This window comes from Cupriavidus sp. SHE, from assembly GCF_000812445.1.
GTDB lineage: Bacteria > Pseudomonadota > Gammaproteobacteria > Burkholderiales > Burkholderiaceae > Cupriavidus > Cupriavidus metallidurans.
In genome coordinates this window covers 1-21,353 of the sequence record NZ_JWMB01000053.1, presented here as the reverse complement: position 1 = coordinate 21,353, position 21,353 = coordinate 1, and the positions used below count along the sequence as shown (strand labels likewise).

General features: G+C 64.2%; 19 protein-coding genes and 1 pseudogene. 8 read left to right on the top strand and 12 right to left on the bottom strand.

The window, feature by feature from the left end:
* Positions 1-26: 26 nt before the first annotated feature.
* Genes RN01_RS26100 through RN01_RS26090 form a run of 3 tightly spaced genes read right to left on the bottom strand, consistent with a single transcriptional unit; the run spans position 27 to position 2,777 of the window.
* The gene (locus RN01_RS26100; protein ID WP_008641942.1) at positions 27-521 is read right to left on the bottom strand and encodes a glutathione peroxidase; all 495 of its coding nucleotides are present in this window, start codon (positions 519-521) and stop codon (positions 27-29) included.
* A 55-nt stretch (positions 522-576) separates the two neighbouring features.
* The gene (locus RN01_RS26095; protein WP_024569082.1) at positions 577-1,716 is read right to left on the bottom strand and encodes a PilT/PilU family type 4a pilus ATPase; all 1,140 of its coding nucleotides are present in this window, start codon (positions 1,714-1,716) and stop codon (positions 577-579) included.
* Between the two features lie 17 nt (positions 1,717-1,733).
* Complete coding sequence (locus tag RN01_RS26090) at positions 1,734-2,777, bottom strand: type IV pilus twitching motility protein PilT (protein WP_008641940.1); 1,044 nt, start codon at positions 2,775-2,777, stop codon at positions 1,734-1,736.
* Between the two features lie 63 nt (positions 2,778-2,840).
* On the opposite strand from RN01_RS26090, the gene RN01_RS26085 reads away from it, so the two are divergent.
* Together RN01_RS26085 and proC are read left to right on the top strand one after the other, a co-directional pair.
* On the top strand, positions 2,841-3,530 hold the full coding sequence (locus tag RN01_RS26085) for a YggS family pyridoxal phosphate-dependent enzyme (protein WP_017514353.1): 690 nt from the start codon (positions 2,841-2,843) through the stop codon (positions 3,528-3,530).
* 85 nt (positions 3,531-3,615) lie between these two features.
* Positions 3,616-4,437, top strand: a complete 822-nt coding sequence (gene proC, locus RN01_RS26080; RefSeq protein ID WP_024569083.1) for a pyrroline-5-carboxylate reductase — start codon at positions 3,616-3,618, stop codon at positions 4,435-4,437.
* Between the two features lie 50 nt (positions 4,438-4,487).
* On the opposite strand, the gene ubiA is transcribed toward proC, so the two are convergent.
* The 5 genes from ubiA to recG all read right to left on the bottom strand — a co-directional run bounded on the left by ubiA (position 4,488) and on the right by recG (position 9,653).
* Entirely contained in the window at positions 4,488-5,372 is an 885-nt protein-coding gene (gene ubiA / locus RN01_RS26075; protein WP_017515416.1) for a 4-hydroxybenzoate octaprenyltransferase, read from the bottom strand.
* Between the two features lie 114 nt (positions 5,373-5,486).
* Positions 5,487-5,972: a Dps family protein gene (locus RN01_RS26070; protein WP_008641932.1), complete on the bottom strand. Its 486-nt coding sequence runs from the start codon at positions 5,970-5,972 to the stop codon at positions 5,487-5,489.
* Between the two features lie 85 nt (positions 5,973-6,057).
* Complete coding sequence (locus RN01_RS26065) at positions 6,058-6,249, bottom strand: hypothetical protein (protein ID WP_008641929.1); 192 nt, start codon at positions 6,247-6,249, stop codon at positions 6,058-6,060.
* Between the two features lie 167 nt (positions 6,250-6,416).
* The gene (locus tag RN01_RS26060; protein WP_024569084.1) at positions 6,417-7,373 is read right to left on the bottom strand and encodes a LysR substrate-binding domain-containing protein; all 957 of its coding nucleotides are present in this window, start codon (positions 7,371-7,373) and stop codon (positions 6,417-6,419) included.
* A 120-nt stretch (positions 7,374-7,493) separates the two neighbouring features.
* Complete coding sequence (gene recG, locus RN01_RS26055; RefSeq protein WP_024569085.1) at positions 7,494-9,653, bottom strand: ATP-dependent DNA helicase RecG; 2,160 nt, start codon at positions 9,651-9,653, stop codon at positions 7,494-7,496.
* 161 nt (positions 9,654-9,814) lie between these two features.
* On the opposite strand from recG, the gene queA reads away from it, so the two are divergent.
* The 6 genes from queA (at position 9,815) to RN01_RS26025 (ending at position 17,181) form a co-directional block, all read left to right on the top strand.
* Entirely contained in the window at positions 9,815-10,876 is a 1,062-nt protein-coding gene (gene queA, locus RN01_RS26050; protein WP_017515377.1) for a tRNA preQ1(34) S-adenosylmethionine ribosyltransferase-isomerase QueA, read from the top strand.
* 19 nt (positions 10,877-10,895) lie between these two features.
* Positions 10,896-12,026, top strand: a complete 1,131-nt coding sequence (gene tgt, locus RN01_RS26045) for a tRNA guanosine(34) transglycosylase Tgt (RefSeq protein ID WP_008641921.1) — start codon at positions 10,896-10,898, stop codon at positions 12,024-12,026.
* Positions 12,027-12,245: 219 nt separating this feature from the next.
* Positions 12,246-12,572 carry a preprotein translocase subunit YajC gene (gene yajC / locus RN01_RS26040; protein ID WP_011517484.1) on the top strand — a complete coding sequence of 109 codons (327 nt, stop codon included), beginning with the start codon at positions 12,246-12,248 and terminating at the stop codon, positions 12,570-12,572.
* A 204-nt stretch (positions 12,573-12,776) separates the two neighbouring features.
* Positions 12,777-14,642, top strand: a complete 1,866-nt coding sequence (secD, locus tag RN01_RS26035) for a protein translocase subunit SecD (RefSeq protein WP_024569086.1) — start codon at positions 12,777-12,779, stop codon at positions 14,640-14,642.
* A gap of 24 nt (positions 14,643-14,666) precedes the next feature.
* Complete coding sequence (secF, locus tag RN01_RS26030; protein WP_017513524.1) at positions 14,667-15,641, top strand: protein translocase subunit SecF; 975 nt, start codon at positions 14,667-14,669, stop codon at positions 15,639-15,641.
* A 289-nt stretch (positions 15,642-15,930) separates the two neighbouring features.
* Positions 15,931-17,181: a CaiB/BaiF CoA-transferase family protein gene (locus RN01_RS26025; protein ID WP_017513525.1), complete on the top strand. Its 1,251-nt coding sequence runs from the start codon at positions 15,931-15,933 to the stop codon at positions 17,179-17,181.
* A gap of 236 nt (positions 17,182-17,417) precedes the next feature.
* Here RN01_RS26025 and RN01_RS26020 read toward each other — a convergent pair whose 3' ends face one another.
* The 4 genes and pseudogenes from RN01_RS26020 to RN01_RS26005 all read right to left on the bottom strand — a co-directional run.
* Positions 17,418-18,416: a response regulator gene (locus RN01_RS26020; protein WP_017513526.1), complete on the bottom strand. Its 999-nt coding sequence runs from the start codon at positions 18,414-18,416 to the stop codon at positions 17,418-17,420.
* Complete coding sequence (locus RN01_RS26015; protein WP_017513527.1) at positions 18,413-19,549, bottom strand: hybrid sensor histidine kinase/response regulator; 1,137 nt, start codon at positions 19,547-19,549, stop codon at positions 18,413-18,415. The genes RN01_RS26020 and RN01_RS26015 overlap by 4 nt, the downstream gene beginning before the upstream one ends.
* Positions 19,550-19,552: 3 nt before the next feature.
* Positions 19,553-20,893, bottom strand: coding sequence for a sensor histidine kinase (locus RN01_RS26010; RefSeq protein ID WP_039016803.1), 1,341 nt, complete (start codon positions 20,891-20,893; stop codon positions 19,553-19,555).
* Positions 20,894-20,921: 28 nt separating this feature from the next.
* Positions 20,922-21,353: pseudogene (locus RN01_RS26005) on the bottom strand (SAM-dependent methyltransferase); the annotation flags it as partial.

Here is a 21,353-nt window from a genome sequence, read left to right as displayed (position 1 = left end):
TCGGGCACGGCGCCGACCGGTTTATCTCACGCCGGCTGTTCGGCGAGCAGCGACTCGATGTCCGCGCGGATTTCCTCGGGCTTGGTTGTGGACGCATAACGCTTGAAGACGGTACCGTCGCGGCGCAGCAGGAACTTGGTGAAATTCCACTTGATCGCCTGGGTACCGAGGAACCCCCGCTTCTCCGACGTCAGCCACTTGTAGAGCGGATGCGCGTCTGCGCCGTTCACGTCGATCTTCTCGAACATCGGGAACGTGACGTGAAATCGGGATTCGCAAAACGCGCCGATCTGTTCGGCGTCACCAGGCTCCTGCTTGCCAAACTGGTTGCAGGGAAAGCCAAGCACGTCGAAGCCGCGCGCCTGATAGGACGCCTGCAGCGTCTGCAGGCCCGCGTATTGCGGCGTGAAGCCACATTCGCTCGCGGTGTTGACGATCAGCAGCACCTTGCCGCGGTAGTCGGCCAGCGGCTGGGGCTGACCGGACAGCGAGTTGGCTTCGAACTGGTACACATTGCTCATCGTGGTCTCCTGCGGTGTATGGGGGCAGTACAGGCCGTGAGAATACCGCGTCCGCTCAGATCACGTTCAGGTGTTCGGTGCCGGCGCCGAGATCGTTGTCGCGATGGCGCTTGCTGTGGAGTTTGATCATCAGGCGCAGGTCGTTGAGCGAGTCAGCGTTCTTGAGCGCATCTTCGTACGTGATCTTCTCCGTCTCGTAGAGTTCGAACAGCGCCTGGTCGAACGAGACCATGCCCTGCTCGCGCGACTTCTTGATGACCTCCTTGAGCTCGTGAATCTCGCCCTTGAAGATCAGGTCAGCCACTAGCGGCGTGCCGATCATGATCTCCACTGCCGGCACGCGGCCCTTGCGGCCGGCACGTGGCAGCAGGCGCTGCGAGATCATCGCCTTCAGGTTCAGCGACAGGTCGATCAGAAGCTGCTGGCGCTTTTCCTCTGGGAAGAAGTTGACGATACGGTCGATCGCCTGGTTGGCGTTGTTCGCGTGCAGCGTGGCCAGGCAAAGGTGGCCCGTTTCCGCGTACTGCATCGCGTATTCCATCGTGTCGCGATCGCGGATTTCGCCGATCAGGATCACGTCCGGCGCCTGGCGCAGCGTGTTCTTGAGCGCGATGTGCCACGACTCGGTGTCGATCCCCACCTCGCGCTGCGTGACGATGCAGTTCTGATGCGCGTGGACGTATTCGATCGGGTCCTCGATCGTGATGATGTGGCCGTACGAATGCGCGTTGCGGTGGTCGAGCATGGCCGCCAGCGAGGTCGACTTGCCCGAGCCAGTGGCGCCGGTGACGATCACAAGACCGCGCTTGGACATCACGATCTCATGCAGCGTCGGCGGCAGGTCCAGGTCTTCGACCGATGGAATGCGGGTGTTGATGGTCCGCAGCACCATGCCCGCGCGGCCTTGCTGGATGAAGGCCGAGACACGGAAACGTCCGACGTCCGGCACGGCGATCGCGAAATTGCATTCGCGGGTGTCCTCGAACTCCTTGGTCTGGCGCTCGTTCATGATCGAACACACCAGGGTCAGCGCGTGAGTCGGATTCAACGGCTGCTGGGAAACCGGCGTGATCTTCCCGTCGACCTTGACGGCCGGAGGAAATTCCGCGGTGATGAACAGATCGGAGCCACGGTTCTTGACCATCAGCCCCAGCATTTCGTTGATGTACTTTGCAGCGGATTCGCGGTCGAGCATGGTCATTCCCTTCCTCCTTAACCCATGAAGGCGTCGGGATTTTTCGCAATCGCCCGCGCGTCGCTGTAATTGATCATGCCGCGCTTGATCAGGTCGCTCAGGCACTGGTCCAGCGTCTGCATGCCCAGGCCGCTCGACGTCTGCATCATCGAGTACATCTGCGCGATCTTGTTTTCGCGGATCAGGTGGCGAATTGCAGGCGTGGCGATCATGATTTCATGCGCCGCCGTCCGACCGTTGCCGTCGCGTGTCTTGAGCAGCGTCTGCGAGATCACGGCCTCGAGCGACTCCGACAGCATGGTTCGCACCATGTCCTTTTCTTCCGGCGGGAACACGTCGACCACACGGTCGATCGTCTTGGCGGCCGAACTCGTGTGCAGCGTGGCGAAAACCAGGTGACCGGTTTCCGCGGCGGTCAACGCCAGGCGGATCGTTTCCAGGTCACGCAATTCGCCCACCAGAACCACGTCCGGATCCTCGCGCAGTGCCGAGCGCAGCGCGTTGGCGAACGAATGGGTATGCGGGCCAAGCTCGCGCTGGTTGATCAGACTCTTCTTGGACTGATGCACGAATTCGATTGGATCCTCCACCGTGAGGATGTGACCCATGTCGTTGTCGTTGCGATGGTCGACCATCGCGGCGAGCGTGGTCGACTTGCCAGAGCCCGTGGGCCCGGTGACCAGCACCAGGCCACGCGGCTTCATGCACAGATCGGCGAACACGGCGGGCGCGCGCAGGTCCTCGAGCGTCAGGACCTTCGACGGAATCGTCCGGAACACCGCGGCCGCGCCGCGCTGGGTGGTATAGGCGTTGACCCGGAAACGGGACAGACCAGAGATCTCGAAGGAGAAATCGACCTCAAGGCGCTCTTCGTAAGACTTGCGCTGAACGTCGCTCATGATGTCGTACACCATGGCGTGGACGTCCTTGTGCGTCATTGCCGCGACGTTGATGCGGCGCATATCCCCGTGAATACGCACCATCGGCGGCATGTCAGCCGAGAGGTGGAGATCGGATGCCTTGTTCTTGACCGCAAAAGCCAATAGCTGCGCGATGTCCATCTATAATGACCCCACCCTAAAAGACTGCTTTTTGTTGTACTTCTTTGGTATGTTCGCCGGATTATGTCTGTAATCGCCGCCAACTTGCAAGCCGTGAAGAATGACATCGCGGCGGCTGCACAACAAGCCGACCGGGACCCTTCCGGGGTGACCCTGCTGGCCGTCTCCAAGACCGTCTCACCCGATCGCGTGCGCGAGGCCTTCGAGGCCGGACAGCCGGCGTTTGGCGAGAACTACGTGCAGGAAGGTCTGGACAAGATCGCCGCGCTGGGCGATCTGCGCGGCCGCATCGCGTGGCACTTCATCGGCCCGCTGCAAAGCAACAAGACCCGCCCCGTGGCGGAGCAATTCGACTGGGTCCACGCCATCGACCGCCTGAAGATCGCGGAGCGGCTGTCGGCGCAGCGGCCGGCGGATCTGGCGCCCCTGCAGGTCTGCATCCAGGTCAATATCAGCAACGAAGACACCAAGAGTGGCGTGCTTCCCGAGGAAGTGCCGGCGCTGGCGCGCGCCGTGGCCGCATTGCCGAACCTGCGGTTGCGCGGCCTGATGGCGATTCCCGCGCCGGCAGCGGACCTGGCCGCCCAGCGCGTGCCATTTGCCGCGCTGCGCCGGTTGCTCGAGGAACTGCGGCAGTCCGGACTGGATGTGGATACGCTCTCGATGGGGATGTCCGCCGATATGCCCGCGGCCGTCGCCGAGGGCGCCACGATGGTGCGGATCGGCACCGCGATATTCGGCGCGCGAGGCTGACGGCACCCGTCGCTTCACAACCTCCCCGTTCAACAGATTCATCAACGCCAGCCGACATGCGTCGCGCCGGCAGACAGGAACCATGATGCTCGACTCCCTTACTTTCGGCTTCCTCGGCGGCGGCAATATGGCCTCGGCCCTGATCGGCGGCCTGGTAGCCCGTGGCGTGCCGGCAAACGCGATTCGCGTGGTCGATCCGTTCGAAGACGCCCGCCAACGCCTGGCCACGACGCTTGGCGTACAGACCCTGGCCGCACCGGACACCGCGTTTGGCGCCAGCAACGTGATCGTGCTGGCGGTCAAGCCGCAGCAGTTCAAGGACGCCGTGGGAGCCCTGGCGCCGCAGTTGAAGAACAGCCTGATCATCAGCGTGGCGGCTGGCATCCGGCTGCAGGACATGCAGCGCTGGCTGGGCACCAACCGGCTTGTCCGCGCGATGCCCAATACGCCCGCGCTGGCCGGCATGGGGATGACCGGACTGGCCGCCGCCCCGGGTCTGTCCGACGACGACCGCGCCATCGCCAAGGCCGTGGCCGAGGCCGTCGGCCAGTGCGTGTGGGTCGAGGGCGACGACCAGATCGACGCCGTGACGGCGATTTCCGGCAGCGGCCCGGCGTACGTGTTCTATTTCGTCGAGGCGATGGAGCGTGCCGCCATCGAGATGGGTCTGTCCGCCGAGCAGGGTCGCAAGCTGGCCGTCGAAACGTTCCGCGGGGCCGCCGCGCTGGCAGCGGAGTCGTCCGAACCGGTATCGACGCTGCGCGAGCGTGTCACGTCGAAAGGCGGCACGACGTATGCCGCGCTGACCTCGATGGACGCCAGCGGCATCCAGGACGCCTTCGTTCGCGCCATGCTGGCCGCCGCCGCGCGAGGTCGCGAGATGGGCGCGGAGTTCGGGAAGGACTAGGAAGCTGTTTCAGGCTTCCAAGAAAAAACCGGGGCCTGGCCCCGGTTTTTTTACTTCAGCAGGTACGCCACGAACGTCCCGGCGAACACGCAGGCACCCAGCCAGTTGTTGTGCCGGAAGGCCGCGAAACACTTCATGCGGTCGCGCTCGCGAATCAGCGTGTAGTGATAGCCCGCCATCCCCGCGGCTGCCACCAGGCCGGCATAGTACGGCCAGCCCAGCCCGAGCAGCGATCCTGCCCAGCCCATCAAACCCAGGAAGGCGGCGTAGCAGATCATGATCGCGGCCACGTCGAACCGGCCAAACGTGATCGCCGACGTCTTCATGCCCAGCAGCAGGTCGTCATCGCGATCGACCATCGCGTATGCGGTGTCATAGGCAATTGCCCAGAACACGTTGGCCAGCAGCATCAGCCAGGCCACGAACGGCACCTGATCCTGGATCGCCGCGAAGGCCATCGGGATGCCGAAGCCGAATGCGATACCCAGGTACGCTTGAGGGATCGCGAAAAACCGCTTGAAGAACGGATAGGTTCCCGCCAGGACGGCGGCCACCACGGCCAGCCATTTGGTCAGCGAATTCAATGGCAGAATCAGCGCCAGCGCGATCAGCGCCAGCACCGCGGCCACGGCCAGCGCTTCCCAGCTGGCGATCAGCCCGGCGGTCAGCGGCCGCTCCTTCGTGCGTTTCACATGCTTGTCGAAATCGCGGTCGGCCCAGTCGTTCATGGCGCAACCGGCCGAACGCATCAGGAACGTGCCGGCGAAGAAGATCCAGAACAGGGTCCATCCCGGCGGCCCGCCGGCGGCCATCCACATGGCCCAGAGCGTGGGCCATAGCAACAGCAGCGTGCCAATCGGCTTGTCGATGCGAACCAGGCGCGCGTATAGCGCCAGACGGCTCGGGTGGGCGGGGGCGGTGGAGGGATGGGACATGGCGGCGTACTTCTGGCAAGACTCAAGCAAAAACGCGCCGCGGCCAGTTGGGCCGTGACGCGTTGGCCCGGTTGCCGCAAGCGACGTGGCAACCGGTGACTGGCATGACGGTGATCAGGCCAGCAGCGAACGCAGCATCCACGCGGTCTTCTCGTGCGTCTGCATGCGCTGGGTCAGCAGGTCCGCCGACGGTTCGTCGCCAGCGGCATCGATCGCCGGGAACAGCGAGCGCGCGGTGCGCACCACGGCTTCCTGGCCTTCCACGAGCTTGCGGATCATCTCGGTGGCTTCGGGCACGCCCTCTTCCTCGGCGATCGAGGACAACTTGGCGTATTCCTTGTAGGTGCCCGGGGCCGGATAGCCCAATGCGCGGATACGCTCGGCGATTGCGTCCACGGCCAGCGCCAGCTCGTTGTACTGCGTCTCGAACATCAGATGCAGCGTGTTGAACATCGGACCCGTCACGTTCCAGTGGAAGTTGTGGGTCTTGAGGTAGAGGGTGTACGTATCGGCCAGCAGCTTGCAAAGGCCTTCCGCGATCTTCTTGCGGTCCTTGTCCGAGATACCGATGTTCACGCTCATCTCATTCTTCTTTGCCATGGTCGTTCAGCTCCATTTTGTTCAAGCCACGAGGATCGGCGCCCCAATGTGACGCCGGCGGACAGTGGCCATTATCGCACCAGGACTACGCCACAAGGGAAGAAAGCCCCCTTGCGGCATCGAGGAACATCGCCATCGCGCCGAGCGCGACGATTGCCATGCCGATTTCCTTGCGTACCACCTTGCGGCGCAGGCGAGAGGCTTCACCACGGCCAGCATCGCGCGCTTGTGCGCGGAGTTGGCGGAAGCCTGATACGAAAAGATTGAGCATTGCCATGATGTCACTCCATAGTCCATCGCGTTTCTGGACGGGTTCCCGAAACCCGATGGAAGAAGTGTATTAGGCGACTATTGAATCGTCTATTCGATAAATTTCATATATCGAATAGACGATACCTATGCTTGCAGAAGGGATATGGCCCGGCGGTCAGGCCGGGCTGGGATTCAGGCCGCGACGGCCTCGACCGTCTCGGTGTCGCCGAGCCTGCGCACGCCGGGCAGTTCGCACGCGGCCACCGCGTTGGCCAGCGCTTCCATGGCGGGAAGCCGCGTGAAGCTCTTGCGCCAGGCCAGCACCACGCGGCGGTCCGGCACGGGCTCGGCAAACGGCACGTAGGACAGCATGTCGTTGTGCGGCTTGAGGTCGGGCACCGAGGTGCGCGGCAGCACGGTGATACCAACACCGCTGGCCACCATATGACGGATGGTCTCGAGCGACGAACCTTCGAACGTCTTCTGGATGCCGTCGGCCGCCTGGGAGAAGCGCGACAGTTCCGGACACACGCTCAGCACGTGATCGCGGAAGCAATGGCCGCTGCCGAGCAGCAGCATGGTCTGCTGCTTCAGTTCGTCCGGGTCCACCTTGGTCTGCTGGGAAAGCTGGTGTCCGCGCGGCACGGCCACCACGAACGGCTCGTCATACAGCGGACGCACCGTCAGGCCGGAGTCAGGGAACGGCTCGGCCATGATCGCGCAGTCGATTTCGCCCTGCTTGAGCAGTTCGATCAGCTTGTTCGTGTAGTTCTCCTGCAGCATCAACGGCATCTGCGGCACGGTCTCGATCATCTGCTTGACCAGTGCCGGCAGCACGTACGGCCCGATCGTGTAGATCACGCCCAAACGCAGCGGCCCGGCCAGCGGGTCCTTGCCCTGCTTGGCGATCTCACGAATCGCCATGGTCTGCTCAAGCACACGCTGCGCCTGCGCGACGATCTGCTCGCCGATGGCCGTCACCGACACCTCGGAGGTGCCCCGCTCGAAGATCTGCACGGTCAGCTCGTCCTCCAGCTTCTTGATGGCGACCGACAGGGTCGGCTGCGACACGAAGCAGGCCTCGGCAGCCCGGCCGAAATGGCGCTCGCGCGCCACGGCGACGATGTACTTGAGTTCGGTGAGCGTCATGATTAATCAATTCCGGTTAGGCGATAGATTTTAGCTTCGATTCCCGTCCTTGTCAGATCGACAGGCAAAAGAAACTGATTCGCCACTTTAAGATCTCTCCAATATGGCGAAGGCGCGACATCAGGCCTTCAGGAAGTGCTCCCGGCCACCCAGCCAGCGCGACAGATGCGCCTCCACCGCTTCCGGGTACCGTTCCAGCATCAGCTCGGCCGCCTCCTGGGCGTAGTCGACAAGCCAGGCATCGGTTTCGAGGTCGGCGAATCGCAGCATCGCCTCGCCCGACTGCCGGGCACCCAGAAACTCACCGGGGCCGCGAATCTGCAGGTCGCGCCGTGCGATCTCAAAGCCGTCGGTGGTTTCACGCATCGTCGCCAGCCGCTCGCGCGCCGTGGGTGACAGCGGCGCCTGGTACATCAGCAGGCAGACCGACTCGGCGCTTCCCCGCCCCACGCGCCCCCTTAACTGGTGGAGTTGCGCCAGCCCGAAACGTTCGGCGTGTTCGATCACCATCAGCGATGCATTGGGAACGTCGACGCCCACTTCGATCACGGTGGTGGCCACGAGCACCTGCAGCCGGTTGGCGGTGAAACCGTCCATCACGGCGGCCTTCTCGGCCGGTGGCAGCCGCCCGTGAACCAGCCCGACACGCAGATCTGGCAGCGCCGCAACCAGCGTTTCGTACGTCTCGACTGCCGTCTGGAGCTGCAGCGCCTCGCTTTCCTCGATCAGCGGACACACCCAGTAGACCTGGCGCCCTTCGGCGGCCGCATGGTGCACGCGCTCGATCACCTCGTCGCGGCGCGCGTCATTGACCAGCCGCGTGACGATTGGCGTGCGGCCGGGCGGCAATTCGTCGATCACCGACACATCGAGGTCGGCGTAGTAGGTCATCGCCAGCGTGCGCGGGATCGGCGTGGCCGACATCATGAGCTGGTGCGGCACCACTTTTTCCTCCGCCGGACGCGCCGGCTCGACCGGCTGCTCCGCTTCCTCAGCCTTGCCGCGCAGCGCCAGCCGCTGGGCAACGCCGAAGCGATGCTGCTCGTCGACCACGGCCAGGCCGAGCCGGGCGAACCGGACGGTGTCCTGGATCAGCGCATGGGTGCCGATCACTAGCTTCGCCTCGCCCGATTCGGCGCGCGCCACGGCCTCGCGCTTCTCCTTTGCCTTCAGACTGCCCGCCAACCAGACCACAGGCACGCCAAGCGGTTCGAGCCATGCGGACAACTTGCGGAAATGCTGCTCGGCCAGGATTTCGGTCGGCGCCATCAACGCGGCCTGATAGCCGGCGTCGATCGCCTGGCACGCGGCCAGCGCGGCCACGATCGTCTTGCCGCTGCCCACGTCGCCCTGAAGCAGACGATGCATGGGGTGCGGACGGGCCATGTCGGCGGCGATTTCCTCGACCACCCGCTGCTGCGCGCCCGTCAGGCGGAACGGCAGCGCGCCAAGGAAGCTGGTCAGCAAGCCCCCCGCACGACGCGGCATCGACGGCGCGTTCTTCTCCTTGCGCGCGGCCTGCGAGCGGCGCAGCGAAATCTGCTGCGCGAGCAGTTCATCGAACTTGATCCGCACCCACGCCGGATGCGAGCGATCGGCCAGCGCGGCCTCGCTTTCCTGCTGTGGCGGGTTGTGCAGCAGGCGCAGGCAATCGATCAGCGGCAGCAGCTTCAACTGCGCCAGCGGCCCGCGCAGCACCGCCTGGGGCAGGGTTTCCGGCATCGGCGTGCGCTGCATCGCCCCGCCGATGGCCTTGCGCAGGTAGGCCTGCGAAATCCCGGCGGTGGCCGGATAGACCGGCGTCAGGCGGTCCGGCAACGGCTCGCCCGGCGCCACCGCCCGCACGGTTGGATGGACCATCTCGGCGCCGAAGAAGCCGCCGCGAATCTCGCCGCGCACGCGCAGACGCGTGCCTTCGGCCATCTGCTTGGTCTGGCTGCCATAGAAATTGAGGAAACGCAGCGTCAGTTCGCCGGTTTCATCGGCCACCTTGACCACAAGCTGGCGGCGCGGGCGGAACGTCACCTCGTTCGAGATCACTTCGCCTTCGATCTGCGCCGGCAGGCCAATGCCCGCACGGTGGATCGCGTCGCGGATCGGCTCGAGCGTGGTTTCGTCCTCGTAGCGGAGCGGGAGGTGCAGCACCAGGTCGACGCTGCGTCGCAGGCCGAGCTTGGCCAGCCGCGCCGCGGCCGTGGACGGCTTGGCGTCGGCAGCCTTGGCGGATTTCCTGGCGGCGGAGGCGGGTTCGTCGATCGGTTCGGTGGCGGAGCCTGGCATCAGCGCGGGAATATGGGCGGCAACATGGGCAAGCAGGCGAAGCCTGGCGCCCAAGCCTTACAATGTCGGATTCGCCGATTTTACCCATGCCGTACCGATCACCGCGGTAGCACGCCCACAAAGCTTGCCGCCGTGCACGGTTTTGGCCGTTGTATCCAGCCATGTTGACCCTGTCCGATTTCGATTTTCCGCTGCCGCCTGAACTGATCGCGCAGTCCGCCCTGCCTGACCGCAGCGCCAGCCGTCTGCTGGTGGTGGAGCGGACCGCCCCCGAGGACACGTCCGAGGCGGTGCGGCTGGTCGACCGCGCCTTCAGCGACATCCTTGAATACCTGAATCCGGACGACCTGCTCGTGTTCAACGACACCCGCGTGATCAAGGCCCGTTTTTTCGGCCACAAACCAAGCGGCGGCCGGATCGAAGTGCTGGTGGAACGGGTGGTCGACACCCACACGGTGCTGGCCCAGGTGCGCGCGTCGAAGACGCCTGCCGAGGGCAGCCTGCTGCACCTGGCGGATGACGCCTTCGCAGTGACTGTGGGCCCCCGCGTCGACCAGTTCTTCACCCTGCGCTTTCCCGAGCCCGCGCTCGACCTGATCGAACGTTACGGCCGCCTGCCGCTGCCGCCGTACATCACGCACGACCCCGACGCCTACGACGAAACGCGCTACCAGACCGTCTACGCGCGCAACCCCGGCGCGGTGGCCGCGCCCACGGCCGGATTGCACTTCGACGACGCCCTGTTCGCCCGGCTGGACGCCGCCGGCATCCGCCGCGCCTTCCTGACGCTGCACGTTGGCGCGGGCACGTTCCAGCCCGTGCGTACCGAAAACCTGTCCGAGCACAAGATGCATTCGGAGTGGTATGCCATCTCCCCCGAACTGGCGGATGCCGTGCGCGAAACCCGCGCGCGTGGCGGACGCGTAATCGCCGTCGGCACCACGTCGCTGCGCGCGCTGGAATCCGCCGCCGCCGAAGATGGCACGCTGGAGGCAGGCAGCGGCGATACCGACATCTTCATCACGCCCGGCTACGCCTTCCGCATCGTCGACGCGCTGATCACCAACTTCCATCTGCCCAAGTCCACGCTGCTGATGCTGGTCTCCGCGCTGGCCGGCGTGGAGGCGATTCGCGACGCCTACCGCCATGCCGTGGACGCGCGCTACCGTTTCTTCAGCTACGGCGACGCCATGCTGCTCACCCGCCGCGACCGCCGCGACTGACCGCCCCCGAGAACACACCATGCTCAATTTCGAACTGCTGACCACTGATGGCAACGCCCGCCGTGGCCGCGTCACGCTGAACCACGGCGTTGTGGAAACGCCGATCTTCATGCCCGTGGGCACCTACGGGTCGGTCAAGGCAATGTCGCCGCTCGAACTCAACGAGATCGGCGCGCAAATCATCCTCGGCAATACGTTCCACCTGTGGCTGCGCCCGGGGCTCGACGTCGTCGACACCCACGCCGGCCTGCACAAGTTCATCGGCTGGGACAAGCCGATCCTGACCGATTCGGGCGGTTTTCAGGTGTTTTCGCTAGGAGAACTGCGCAAGATCACCGAGGAAGGTGTCACGTTCGCATCGCCGGTCAATGGCGACAAACTGTTCCTGTCGCCCGAGATCTCGATGCAGATCCAGCGCACGCTGAACTCGGACATCGTGATGCAATTCGACGAGTGCACGCCGTACGAGATCGACGGCCGTCCCGCCACCCACGACGAGGCCGCCCGCTCCATGCGGATGAGCCTGCGCTGGGCCAAGCGTTCGCGCGACGAGTTCGACCATCTGGCCAATCCCAACGCGCTGTTCGGCATCGTGCAGGGCGGCATGTTCGAGGACCTGCGCGACGAATCACTGGCGGGCCTGTCGGAACTGGACTTCCATGGTTACGCGATCGGCGGCCTGTCGGTTGGTGAGCCGAAGGAAGACATGATGCGGGTACTGGAGCACGTGGGTCCCCGCTTGCCGGCGCACAAGCCGCACTATCTGATGGGCGTTGGCACGCCCGAGGACCTGGTGGCCGGCGTGGCGCACGGCGTCGACATGTTCGACTGCGTGATGCCGACCCGCAATGCCCGCAACGGCTGGCTGTTCACGCGCTTTGGTGACGTGAAGATCCGCAACGCGGCGCACCGCAACGACCCGCGCCCGCTGGACGAACAGTGCGGCTGCTACACCTGCCGCAACTTCTCCCGGGCCTACCTGCACCACCTGCACCGCGTGGGCGAGATCCTTGGCGCGCGCCTGAACACGATCCACAACCTCTATTACTACCTGGAACTGATGCGCGAGATGCGCACGGCCATCGAAGAGCACCGCTTCGAGGCATTCCGCCGCCAGTTCGCCGAAAATCGCGCGCGCGGCACACGCTGAGTGTCTCTCGGACCGGGCCGGCTGAGAACTTTCGGCGCGGCCAAGGTCGAATAGCTGGCCTGAAATCGGCCGCTTCGGGGTGGCTTTCCGCATCCTCCGCAAAGTACGCGGAACGCACCCCGAACAAACCCGCAATTCGCCCTAGAATGCCAAGGCGGGACAATGACCGGGTGATAGAATGCCCGATTCCCTGATTGAACTTTGTGACGGAGAAGTAACGTGTTTATCTCTAACGCTTTTGCCCAGACTGCTGGTATCGGCGGCGGCGCCGGTGGCCTGATGAGCTTTCTGCCGATCATCCTGATGTTCGCGGTGCTGTGGTTCATCATGATCCGCCCGCAGATGAAGCGCCAGAAGGAAACCAAGGCGATGATGGAAGCGCTGGCCAAGAACGACGAAGTCGTGACGGCAGGCGGCATCCTGGGCCGCGTCACCAAGGTCAACGAGAACTACGTGACCCTGGAAGTGGCCGAAGGTACGGAAATCACCGTGCAGAAGAATGCGGTGACCACTGTGCTGCCGAAGGGCTCACTGAAGTCGCTCTGATCCGGCACGTTTTCCGCCTGAATCAGGCATGGACGTGGCGCACGACGCCTCCGACCATACCCTGCGCAGCCGCCTGAATCCGCACAGGGGTCCCGTCCGGACCCTCCTACGGGTTGTCAGGCGGCTGTTTGCCAACCGGTCCGGCCGATCCGGCGCGCGATGCGCGCGATTATCGACCACGCCAACCGCAATGACTGGCCAACGATGAATCGTTATCCGATTTGGAAATACATCGTGATTCTGGTGGCTCTGGCCATCGGCATCACCTACACCCTGCCGAACTTCTTCGGCGAGGCGCCCGCCGTCCAGGTATCGTCGGCCAAGGCCACGGTCAAGGTCGACCTGTCCATGCAGAAGCATGTCGAGGAGATCCTGGCGCAGAACCAGCTGCAGCCTGACGGGGTGTTCTTCGACGTGTCCGGCCAGTCCGGCTCGGTCAAGGCACGCTTCCGCACCACTGACGAGCAGCTCAAGGCCAAGGACGTGCTGTCGCGCTCGCTGAACCCCGACGCGAACGATGCGACCTATGTCGTGGCGCTGAACCTGCTGTCCGGTTCGCCGCGCTGGCTGACCGCGCTGCACGCGCTTCCCATGTACCTGGGTCTGGATCTGCGCGGTGGCGTGCACTTCCTGCTGCAGGTGGACATGAAGGGCGCCGTCGACAAGAAGCTCGACAGCCTGGCCGGCGATGCGCGCACGCTGCTGCGCGACAAGAACATCCGCCACGGTGGCATTGACCGTGACGGCGAGCGTCTGACCGTGCGCTTCAGCAATGGCGACGACGCGGAACGCGCGCGCGGCATCCTGGCCGACAACCTGCGCGAGCTGGCCTTCACGATGGACGGCACGAACATCGTTGGCACGTTCACGGAAGCCGCCCGCAAGACCGTGCAGGACGGCGCCGTCAAGCAGAACATCACCACCCTGCACAATCGTGTGAACGAACTTGGCGTGGCAGAGCCGGTGATCCAGCAGCAAGGCTCCGACCGCATTGTGGTGCAGCTGCCGGGCGTGCAGGACACCGCCAAGGCCAAGGACATCATCGGCCGTACCGCCACGCTCGAGGCGCGCCTGGCCGATCCGGATGTGCGCAACCCGCGCCCGGGTGACCCCGTGCCGTTCGGCGACGAGCTGTTCACGCAAGGCAACAGCGCCCCGGTGCTGCTGCGCAAGCAGGTGATCTTCACCGGCGACCGTATCGAAAGCGCCTCGGCCGGTTTCGACCAGAACCAGCGCCCGTCCGTCAACATCAAGCTCGACGCCCAGGGCGGCCGCATGCTGCGTGACGTGTCGCGGGAGAACATTGGCAAGCCGATGGGCATCGTCCTGTTCGAAAAGGGCAAGGGCGAAGTGCTGACCGTGGCGACGATCCAGTCCGAGCTTGGCTCGAGCTTCCAGATCACCGGTTCTTACTCGACCGAAGCCGCCAACGACCTGGCCCTGCTGCTGCGCGCCGGCTCGCTGGCCGCCCCGATGGAAATCATCGAGGAACGCACAATCGGCCCGTCGCTGGGCGCGGACAACATCCAGAAGGGCTTTGACTCGGTGGCCTATGGCTTCGCCGCGATCGCCGTCTTCATGGTGCTGTACTACATGCTGTTCGGCGTGTTCTCCGTGATCGCGCTGGGCGTGAACCTGCTGCTGCTGGTGGCGGTGCTGTCGATGCTGCAGGCCACACTGACGCTGCCTGGCATCGCCGCTATCGCGCTGGTGCTCGGCATGGCCATCGACGCGAACGTGCTGATCAACGAGCGGATCCGCGAGGAACTGCGCGCGGGCGCATCACCGCAGATGTCGATCGCCATCGGCTTCGAACGTGCCTGGGCGACGATTCTCGACTCGAACGTGACCACGCTGATCGCTGGCCTGGCGCTGCTGGCCTTTGGCTCGGGCCCGGTGCGCGGCTTTGCCGTGGTGCACTGCCTGGGCATCCTGACCTCGATGTTCTCGGCGGTGTTCTTCAACCGCGGCCTGGTCAACCTTTGGTACGGCCGCAAGAAGAAGCTCCAGGGCCTGGCCATCGGTCAGATCTGGAAGCCGGACACCACCGACACCCCGGTCGCCAAGTAAGCCAGGACACATCAGGAACCCATCATGGAATTTTTCCGCATCAAGCGCGACATTCCGTTCATGAAGCACGCGTTGATCTTCAACGTGGTGTCCTTCCTGACGTTTGCCGCCGCTGTTTTCTTCCTCTGGCACAAGGGCCTGCACCTGTCGATCGAATTCACCGGCGGCACGGTGATGGAGGTCAACTACCAGCAGGCCGTCGATCTCGAGAAGGTCCGTGGCCAGGTCAGCAAGCTCGGCTACTCCGATGTGCAGGTGCAGAACTTCGGCACCTCGCGCGACGTGATGATCCGCCTGCCACTGCAGAAGGGCCCGGACGGCAAGCAGGTGACCTCCGCGCAGCAGAGCGAGCAGGTCATGGGCGCGCTGACGGCGGCCTCGCCTGACGTCAAGCTGCAGCGTGTGGAGTTCGTCGGCCCGCAGGTGGGCAAGGAACTGGCCACGGACGGCCTGCTGGCGCTGCTGTGCGTGGTGGCCGGTATCGTGATCTACCTGTCGTTCCGCTTCGAATGGAAGTTCGCGGTCGCCGGTATCATCGCCAACCTGCACGACGTGGTGATCATCCTGGGCTTCTTCGCCTTCTTCCAGTGGGAGTTCTCGCTCTCGGTGCTGGCGGCGATCCTAGCGGTGCTGGGCTACTCCGTGAACGAGTCGGTGGTGATTTTCGACCGGATTCGCGAAGCCTTCCGCAAGTACCGCAAGATGTCCACGCATGAAGTCATCGACCACGCGATCACCAGCACGATGTCGCGGACCATCATCACCCACGGCTCGACCGAAATGATGGTGCTGTCGATGTTCTTCTTCGGCGGCCCGACGCTGCACTACTTCGCCCTGGCCCTGACTGTGGGTATTCTGTTCGGTATCTACTCGTCGGTGTTCGTGGCCGCAGCGCTGGCGATGTGGCTCGGCGTGAAGCGCGAAGACCTCGTCAAGGGCGACAAGAAAGGCGGCGACGTAACCGACCGCAACGACCCGAACTTCGGCGCGCAAGCTTGACGCGGCGCTCGGGTTGAAAGAAAAAGGCACCTTCGGGTGCCTTTTTCGTTTGGCGAGGAGTCCGGGACTGCAACACCCGTCAGCACCCGTGGCAAAAGGCGCTGTGCGAGGGAACGAACTCGCCCGCAAACCCACCCTTGGCTGAATGACTGTCAAGCCAAATTGGACATTGCGTCAATCACCATTGTGATTGTTCTAATTATTTATGCGGGCAAGAATGTCCGATTAACCACAAGCAGATGATCGCCACGTCACGGCATGCGTGAATGGCGAAGGCAGGAGACAAGCCATGCAGCAGACCATTGAACCATCCAAGGACACCGAACTGCCTCTCGACGGCGTGCGCGTGCTTGACCTGTCCCGCGTCTTCGCTGGTCCGCTGTGCGGGCAAGTCCTGGCCGATTTCGGTGCGGAGGTGGTCAAGGTGGAACATCCCGGCCGTGGCGATGACACCCGTGATTGGGGGATGCGCATCGGCAAGACGGAGACGACTTACTACAACAGCATGAACCGCAACAAGCGGTCCATCACGCTGGATCTGCAGAGCAAGGAAGGCGTGCAGATCGTCTACGAACTGCTGCCGAAGTTCGACGTCGTCATCCACAACTTCAAGACGGGCGGCGCCGAGAAGCTGGGCCTGGGCTACGAGCAGCTCAAGGCCATCAAGCCTGACCTCATCTACTGCGCTATTTCTGGATACGACACCAGCGGCCCTGAGGCAAAACGCCCCGGCTACGACCTCGTCATCCAGGGCGAAGCCGGCCTCATGGCGCTCAATGGCGAGGCCGATCAGCCGCCGTTGAAGTTCGGCGTTGCGGTCGTCGACCTCATGACCGGCATGTATGCGGCGCAAGCCGTACTGGCCGCCCTCTTCCGCCGCGAGCGAAAGGGCCTGGGCCAACTGATCGAGATGGCGCTGTACGACTGCGGCGTGATGGTGACGGGCTACTACGGCCTGGATGCCATGCTGCTGGGGCGCGACCCGGCACGCTACGGGAACGCCCATCCGTCCATCGTTCCCTACGGCATGTTCGACGCTGCCGATGGTCCACTGATTATCGCGGTGGGAAACAACAACCAGTTCGACAAGTTCTGCCGCCAGGTCATCGAGCGCCCCGATATCGTCGAGGATCCACGCTACGCCACGAACGTCGAGCGCGCGAAGAACCGCGTCACCCTGACACCGCTGATCACGGGTCTGATCCATGAGTTTCCCCGCGACCTTCTGCTGGAACGCATGACCGCTTGCGGTATTCCGTGCGGCAGGGTGGCTGGACTGCACGAGGCACTGACCAGCGAACGGACTCGCAGGGGTGGGCTGATGCGTGAGATGCCGCATCCGGTGGCAGGCACGACGCATGTATTTGCGCCGCCGTACCGTCTGGACGGAAAGCGCCCGCCGATTCGCAATGCACCGCCGACGCTTGGCGAGGGCACGCGCGCGGTATTGCAGAGTCTTCTGGATATGAGTGACGCGCAACTGCAAGAACTGCAGGCGCTCGGCGTTCTTACACTGCCCGAGGCACCTGCCAACTCCTGAGTCTTCTCCGCCCGCCGGCATGGTCCGCGCAGGACCGCCCGGCTAGGGGGACAGGCTTTGGAAGCCGTTTCAAGACGATTCTGGCGTCGTTGCGGGGCCTTGCCAGAACGGCTTCGCGTCATCGCGAAACAGCGTGTTGGAGAAAAACATTCGATGACCGCGCCGGCTCGCGCGGCATCGATTCCGGCCCCCTCCCCCGCGTTTGCGGAGAGGGGAGCCACTACGCTCACGTACGGTTAGGCTTCCGTCAGTTGCTCGATCCACACGGCCAGCCGGTCCTTGGCAAACGACTCAGTCCGCGTTGTCGCGCGTGCCGTGATCGCGTCGCCCTCGCGCTGCAGTTGCAGCGCTCCACCAGCCTCTTCCAGCCACAGCAGCGCCGCCAGCCATGCCGCGTGCTCGTCGGATACGGCATCGGCCACGGGCCTTGCCACGAACTCACCGAGCGCGTCCGGCGCGGCCCACGTGACGACATCGCCGTCGCGGCGTACCGCTGCACCCAGCACTTCCGCCAGCACCGCCGCCGCGTCACCGGCGCCACGACCAGCCAGGCGCGCGCGGAACTCTGCCAGCTTCGTGCCAACCGCATGGCCGTACACGCCGCAGCGCTGGCTTTCCGCGCCGACCAGATCCGCATAGTCCAGACGCTGCCAGTCAGGCTCGGCATTGCGCGCACCCGCCAGCGACGTGCCGGCCAGATAGGTCTCCACCGGCTGGAATCGCCCCGGGCCGATCAGGCTGGCGCAGATCGCGTGGACCATGCCAACGCGCGTGGCCACGGTCTGCTTCTGCAGCACCATGAGCTTTTCACGCACCAGTTGATCACGCTCCCTGCGCAGACCGGACAACTCCAGCGCCTGCTTCATCTCCATGCGCAGCGCGGTAATGTCCCACGGCTTCTTGATGTAGCGATGGATCTGGCCCTGGTTCACGGCCTCGACGGTCTGGTCGAGTTCCGAGTACGCCGTGGTCAGGATCCGTACGATATGCGGATAGCGCTCGCGCGCGTAACGCAGAAGCTCGTTGCCATATTCGCCCGGCATGCGTTGGTCGGACACCAGCACTGCCAGGCTGTCGCCATGGGCGTCGAGCAGCGCCTTGCCTTCTTCAACGGATCCCCCGGTCACCACCGGGGCAAGCTGGCCAATGGCGCGCTGGAAATACTTGACGGCCGTGGCCTCGTCATCGACGAACAGAATTGCCGGGGGTGCCTGCGTGGTATTCGGTTCGCTCATCGATCACTCCTGTTCATACGATTCTTCATATTGGGGAAATCGAGGGTTACGGTGGTGCCTGCGCCCGAAGCCGAAGCGATCCGGATGCCGCCACCAAAAGATTGCATGACGCGGTTACAGAAGATCATGCCCATCCCGCTGCCGCCCGCCGAGGCGTGCGTGGTGACGGGGTCGACGAGCAGACGATCCATCACCTCCGGCGGAATGCCGGGCCCGTTGTCCGCGATGCGGATTTCCGGCCGATCTCCAGCCACCACGACAAAGCGCAGCGACGGGTTGTCCACATCGGCCAGCGCGCGCAGCGCATTGCTCATGACCGACGACAGCACCAGCGCCACGCAGTTCGGCAGCGTCGGCACGGCAAAATCGTCGTGCAACTCGACTTGCACCCAGTTACGTTGGTTATCGGCAAAGGGATAGCTATCCAGCAGGGATGCCACCAATGCCCCCGCACTGACGTCATTGCCCGGACCCGGCTTCGGCTTGGCACCGCCCGCGCTGCTGCGCACGGACTGCAGGAACGACGACAGCACCGCAAGGCAGTACTGGGCGTTGTCATGCATGGCACCGGCCGCGCGGCCGATCTCGGCATTACGCTGCTGGTTGTACTCGCCAGCCACGCGCGCCTCGACCCCGCGTGCGAAGTTGGCAATCGCCGCCAGCGGCGTATTCAGTTCATGGGCCAGAAAGGCCAGCGTCTCGTCGATCGCCATCAGCCTTTGCTGACGCACCGCGCGCTCGCGATAACGCTCTCCGGCCAGGCGCAGCACCTCGCGCACATCGGTCACGGTGATCGGCTTCTCGAGAATCTTGAAGACTTCGCCGCTATTGACGGTCTCGAGCAGCATGTCCTTGTCGGCATAGGCCGTGACCAGTATCCGCACGATCTGCGGATACTCCAGCGCCACCTGTCGCAGCAGGTCGCCACCATCGCGGCCCGGCATCCGGTAGTCGGTGACCAGCACCGAGATCTTCGCTTGATGCTCCTGCAGGATGGCTATCGCCTCATCCGCGCCGGTGGCGGAAAGTACTTCGTGTTCGCTGCCGGCCGCGCGCGCGAAATACTTGCACGCCATCTCCTCGTCATCGACGTAGAGAATGGTCGCGCGCGGCTGGCTCGTATCGGTCGTCACGGCTTACTCCGCACGCGGCAGGTCGAAGCTGAAGGCGGCCCACTGGCCCACTTCGCTCTCGGCATACAGCACGCCGCCATGACGTTCGATCACGGCGTAGCTGATCGACAGGCCAAGACCCAGGCCCTGGCCCACTTCCCGCGTGGTGAAGAACGGCTCGAACACGCGGGCGAGATGCTCCTGCGCGATGCCAGGACCGTTGTCGCGCACGGTCACGCGCAGGCGTTTGTCCTCCCACCGCACCGTCGTATGGATCGCCGGATTCTGCGTACCCGCCTTGCGCATCGCCAGCGCGGCGTTCGAGAACAGGTTGATCAGCACGCCGATGATCGCGGCCTCGTCGCCAAGGACGAGGGTGTCGTCTGGCATCTCGCGCGTCATCTTGACCCCACGCAGTTCGTGCGCAGTCAGCCGTTGTGACGAATCAAGTGCCTTCTCGAACAGGAACGGGGTGCCTTCCACCTCGGCGCCCGGCTTGCGGTAGGCGAATGTCTTGAGGTCCGAGACGATATGCTGGATGCGCTGCATACCCTGCTTGGCATCGACCAGACACTCCTGGATGCCCGGTTCGGACTTCGCGGCCGGTTCCTCCATGGCCACTTCGATCGCCATCAGGCAGAAGTTGACCGGATTGTTCACCTCGTGCAGCAGGCCCGCCGCCAACGTGCCGATGGCCGCCATCTTTTCCTGCTGAAGCATCTGGCCCTTGATGTCGACCAGCTTGCGATTGATGACCTCGAGCTCCGCGTTCTTGTCCGCCACCTCGGCCTTCAAGCGGAACAGCATGAAGCGCGCGCGTTCATTGAAGAACGTGTACACGCCACTCGCTGCCGCGGCAAACAGCAGGAACAGCAGGAACAGCGAGTTGACGATGAACGTCCCCACGGGCTCGATGCCACCCGGGTGCAGCAGGCACGCGGCGGCATAAAGCACATACGACAGGATGCCGAACACCAGGTTTTGCCACAGCCCGAACGGCAAGGCGATGCCCGAGGCAAAGATCGCGAGATTCAGCCCGACGTAGTACGGCGATTCGACGCCTTCGGTCTGCGAGATCATCCAGGCGATCATGATCTGCGGCAGCAGCAGCCACGTCATGGTGAGCCACGGCGCGAAGCGGCGGCCAGCCTGGCTGTAGAGCGCGACCACCACGCCCGCGATCAGCAGCGAAACGACGATGCGCGCCGCAGCGAATGGCACTTGCCACTGCGGATACTGGCCGTAGTCGAGCCCGACCCCGAGCAGCACCAGCACGATAGCCGTGTACGCGCCGCCCCGGCTGAATGCCAGGCGGAAATCGGCCAGTTCGGACTGGTATCCGGCGTATAGCTGGTTCGAACTCATCGCCTTCGCCGGTTGGGCGGCCGAATCCTCAACGGATAGCGGCTTCGGCGAAGACATTGACGCCGGTTTCATCGACATAGAGTCGGTGGGCATGCGAGTTCTCCGGCAACAGCGAGGCCATACCGGCCTCGTCGCGATAGATCAGGTACCACTCCAGCAGATGCTCCATCCCGAACTTCTCGGGGTTGTCGGAGTGGACGTTGGTGACGAGCAGATGACCGCCCGGCCTCGTGCGCGAGGCGAAATACGACAGCAGGCGCGAGCAGACCTTGTCGGAGAGATAGTCGAACAGGCCGGCGCAATACACCGCGTCGAATTCGCGCACGCTCGGGTCGTCCGCAGTGATGCGACGCTTGAGCAGGTCGTGCACGGACTGGTGCACCATCTCGACCGATACCTTGTGCCCGGCCGACGCGGCGGACCGTTCGATCGAACCCCGCGTGTACTCAAGCGTCTCCGC

Coding starts and splice junctions, on each gene's coding strand:
- RN01_RS26100 (WP_008641942.1), bottom strand. CDS start 521: ATGAGCAATGTGTACCAGTTCGAAGCCAACTCGCTGTCCGGTCAGCCC.
- RN01_RS26095 (WP_024569082.1), bottom strand. CDS start 1,716: ATGCTCGACCGCGAATCCGCTGCAAAGTACATCAACGAAATGCTGGGG.
- RN01_RS26090 (WP_008641940.1), bottom strand. CDS start 2,777: ATGGACATCGCGCAGCTATTGGCTTTTGCGGTCAAGAACAAGGCATCC.
- RN01_RS26085 (WP_017514353.1), top strand. CDS start 2,841: ATGTCTGTAATCGCCGCCAACTTGCAAGCCGTGAAGAATGACATCGCG.
- proC (WP_024569083.1), top strand. CDS start 3,616: ATGCTCGACTCCCTTACTTTCGGCTTCCTCGGCGGCGGCAATATGGCC.
- ubiA (WP_017515416.1), bottom strand. CDS start 5,372: ATGTCCCATCCCTCCACCGCCCCCGCCCACCCGAGCCGTCTGGCGCTA.
- RN01_RS26070 (WP_008641932.1), bottom strand. CDS start 5,972: ATGGCAAAGAAGAATGAGATGAGCGTGAACATCGGTATCTCGGACAAG.
- RN01_RS26065 (WP_008641929.1), bottom strand. CDS start 6,249: ATGGCAATGCTCAATCTTTTCGTATCAGGCTTCCGCCAACTCCGCGCA.
- RN01_RS26060 (WP_024569084.1), bottom strand. CDS start 7,373: ATGACGCTCACCGAACTCAAGTACATCGTCGCCGTGGCGCGCGAGCGC.
- recG (WP_024569085.1), bottom strand. CDS start 9,653: ATGCCAGGCTCCGCCACCGAACCGATCGACGAACCCGCCTCCGCCGCC.
- queA (WP_017515377.1), top strand. CDS start 9,815: ATGTTGACCCTGTCCGATTTCGATTTTCCGCTGCCGCCTGAACTGATC.
- tgt (WP_008641921.1), top strand. CDS start 10,896: ATGCTCAATTTCGAACTGCTGACCACTGATGGCAACGCCCGCCGTGGC.
- secD (WP_024569086.1), top strand. CDS start 12,777: ATGAATCGTTATCCGATTTGGAAATACATCGTGATTCTGGTGGCTCTG.
- secF (WP_017513524.1), top strand. CDS start 14,667: ATGGAATTTTTCCGCATCAAGCGCGACATTCCGTTCATGAAGCACGCG.
- RN01_RS26025 (WP_017513525.1), top strand. CDS start 15,931: ATGCAGCAGACCATTGAACCATCCAAGGACACCGAACTGCCTCTCGAC.
- RN01_RS26020 (WP_017513526.1), bottom strand. CDS start 18,416: ATGAGCGAACCGAATACCACGCAGGCACCCCCGGCAATTCTGTTCGTC.
- RN01_RS26010 (WP_039016803.1), bottom strand. CDS start 20,893: ATGAGTTCGAACCAGCTATACGCCGGATACCAGTCCGAACTGGCCGAT.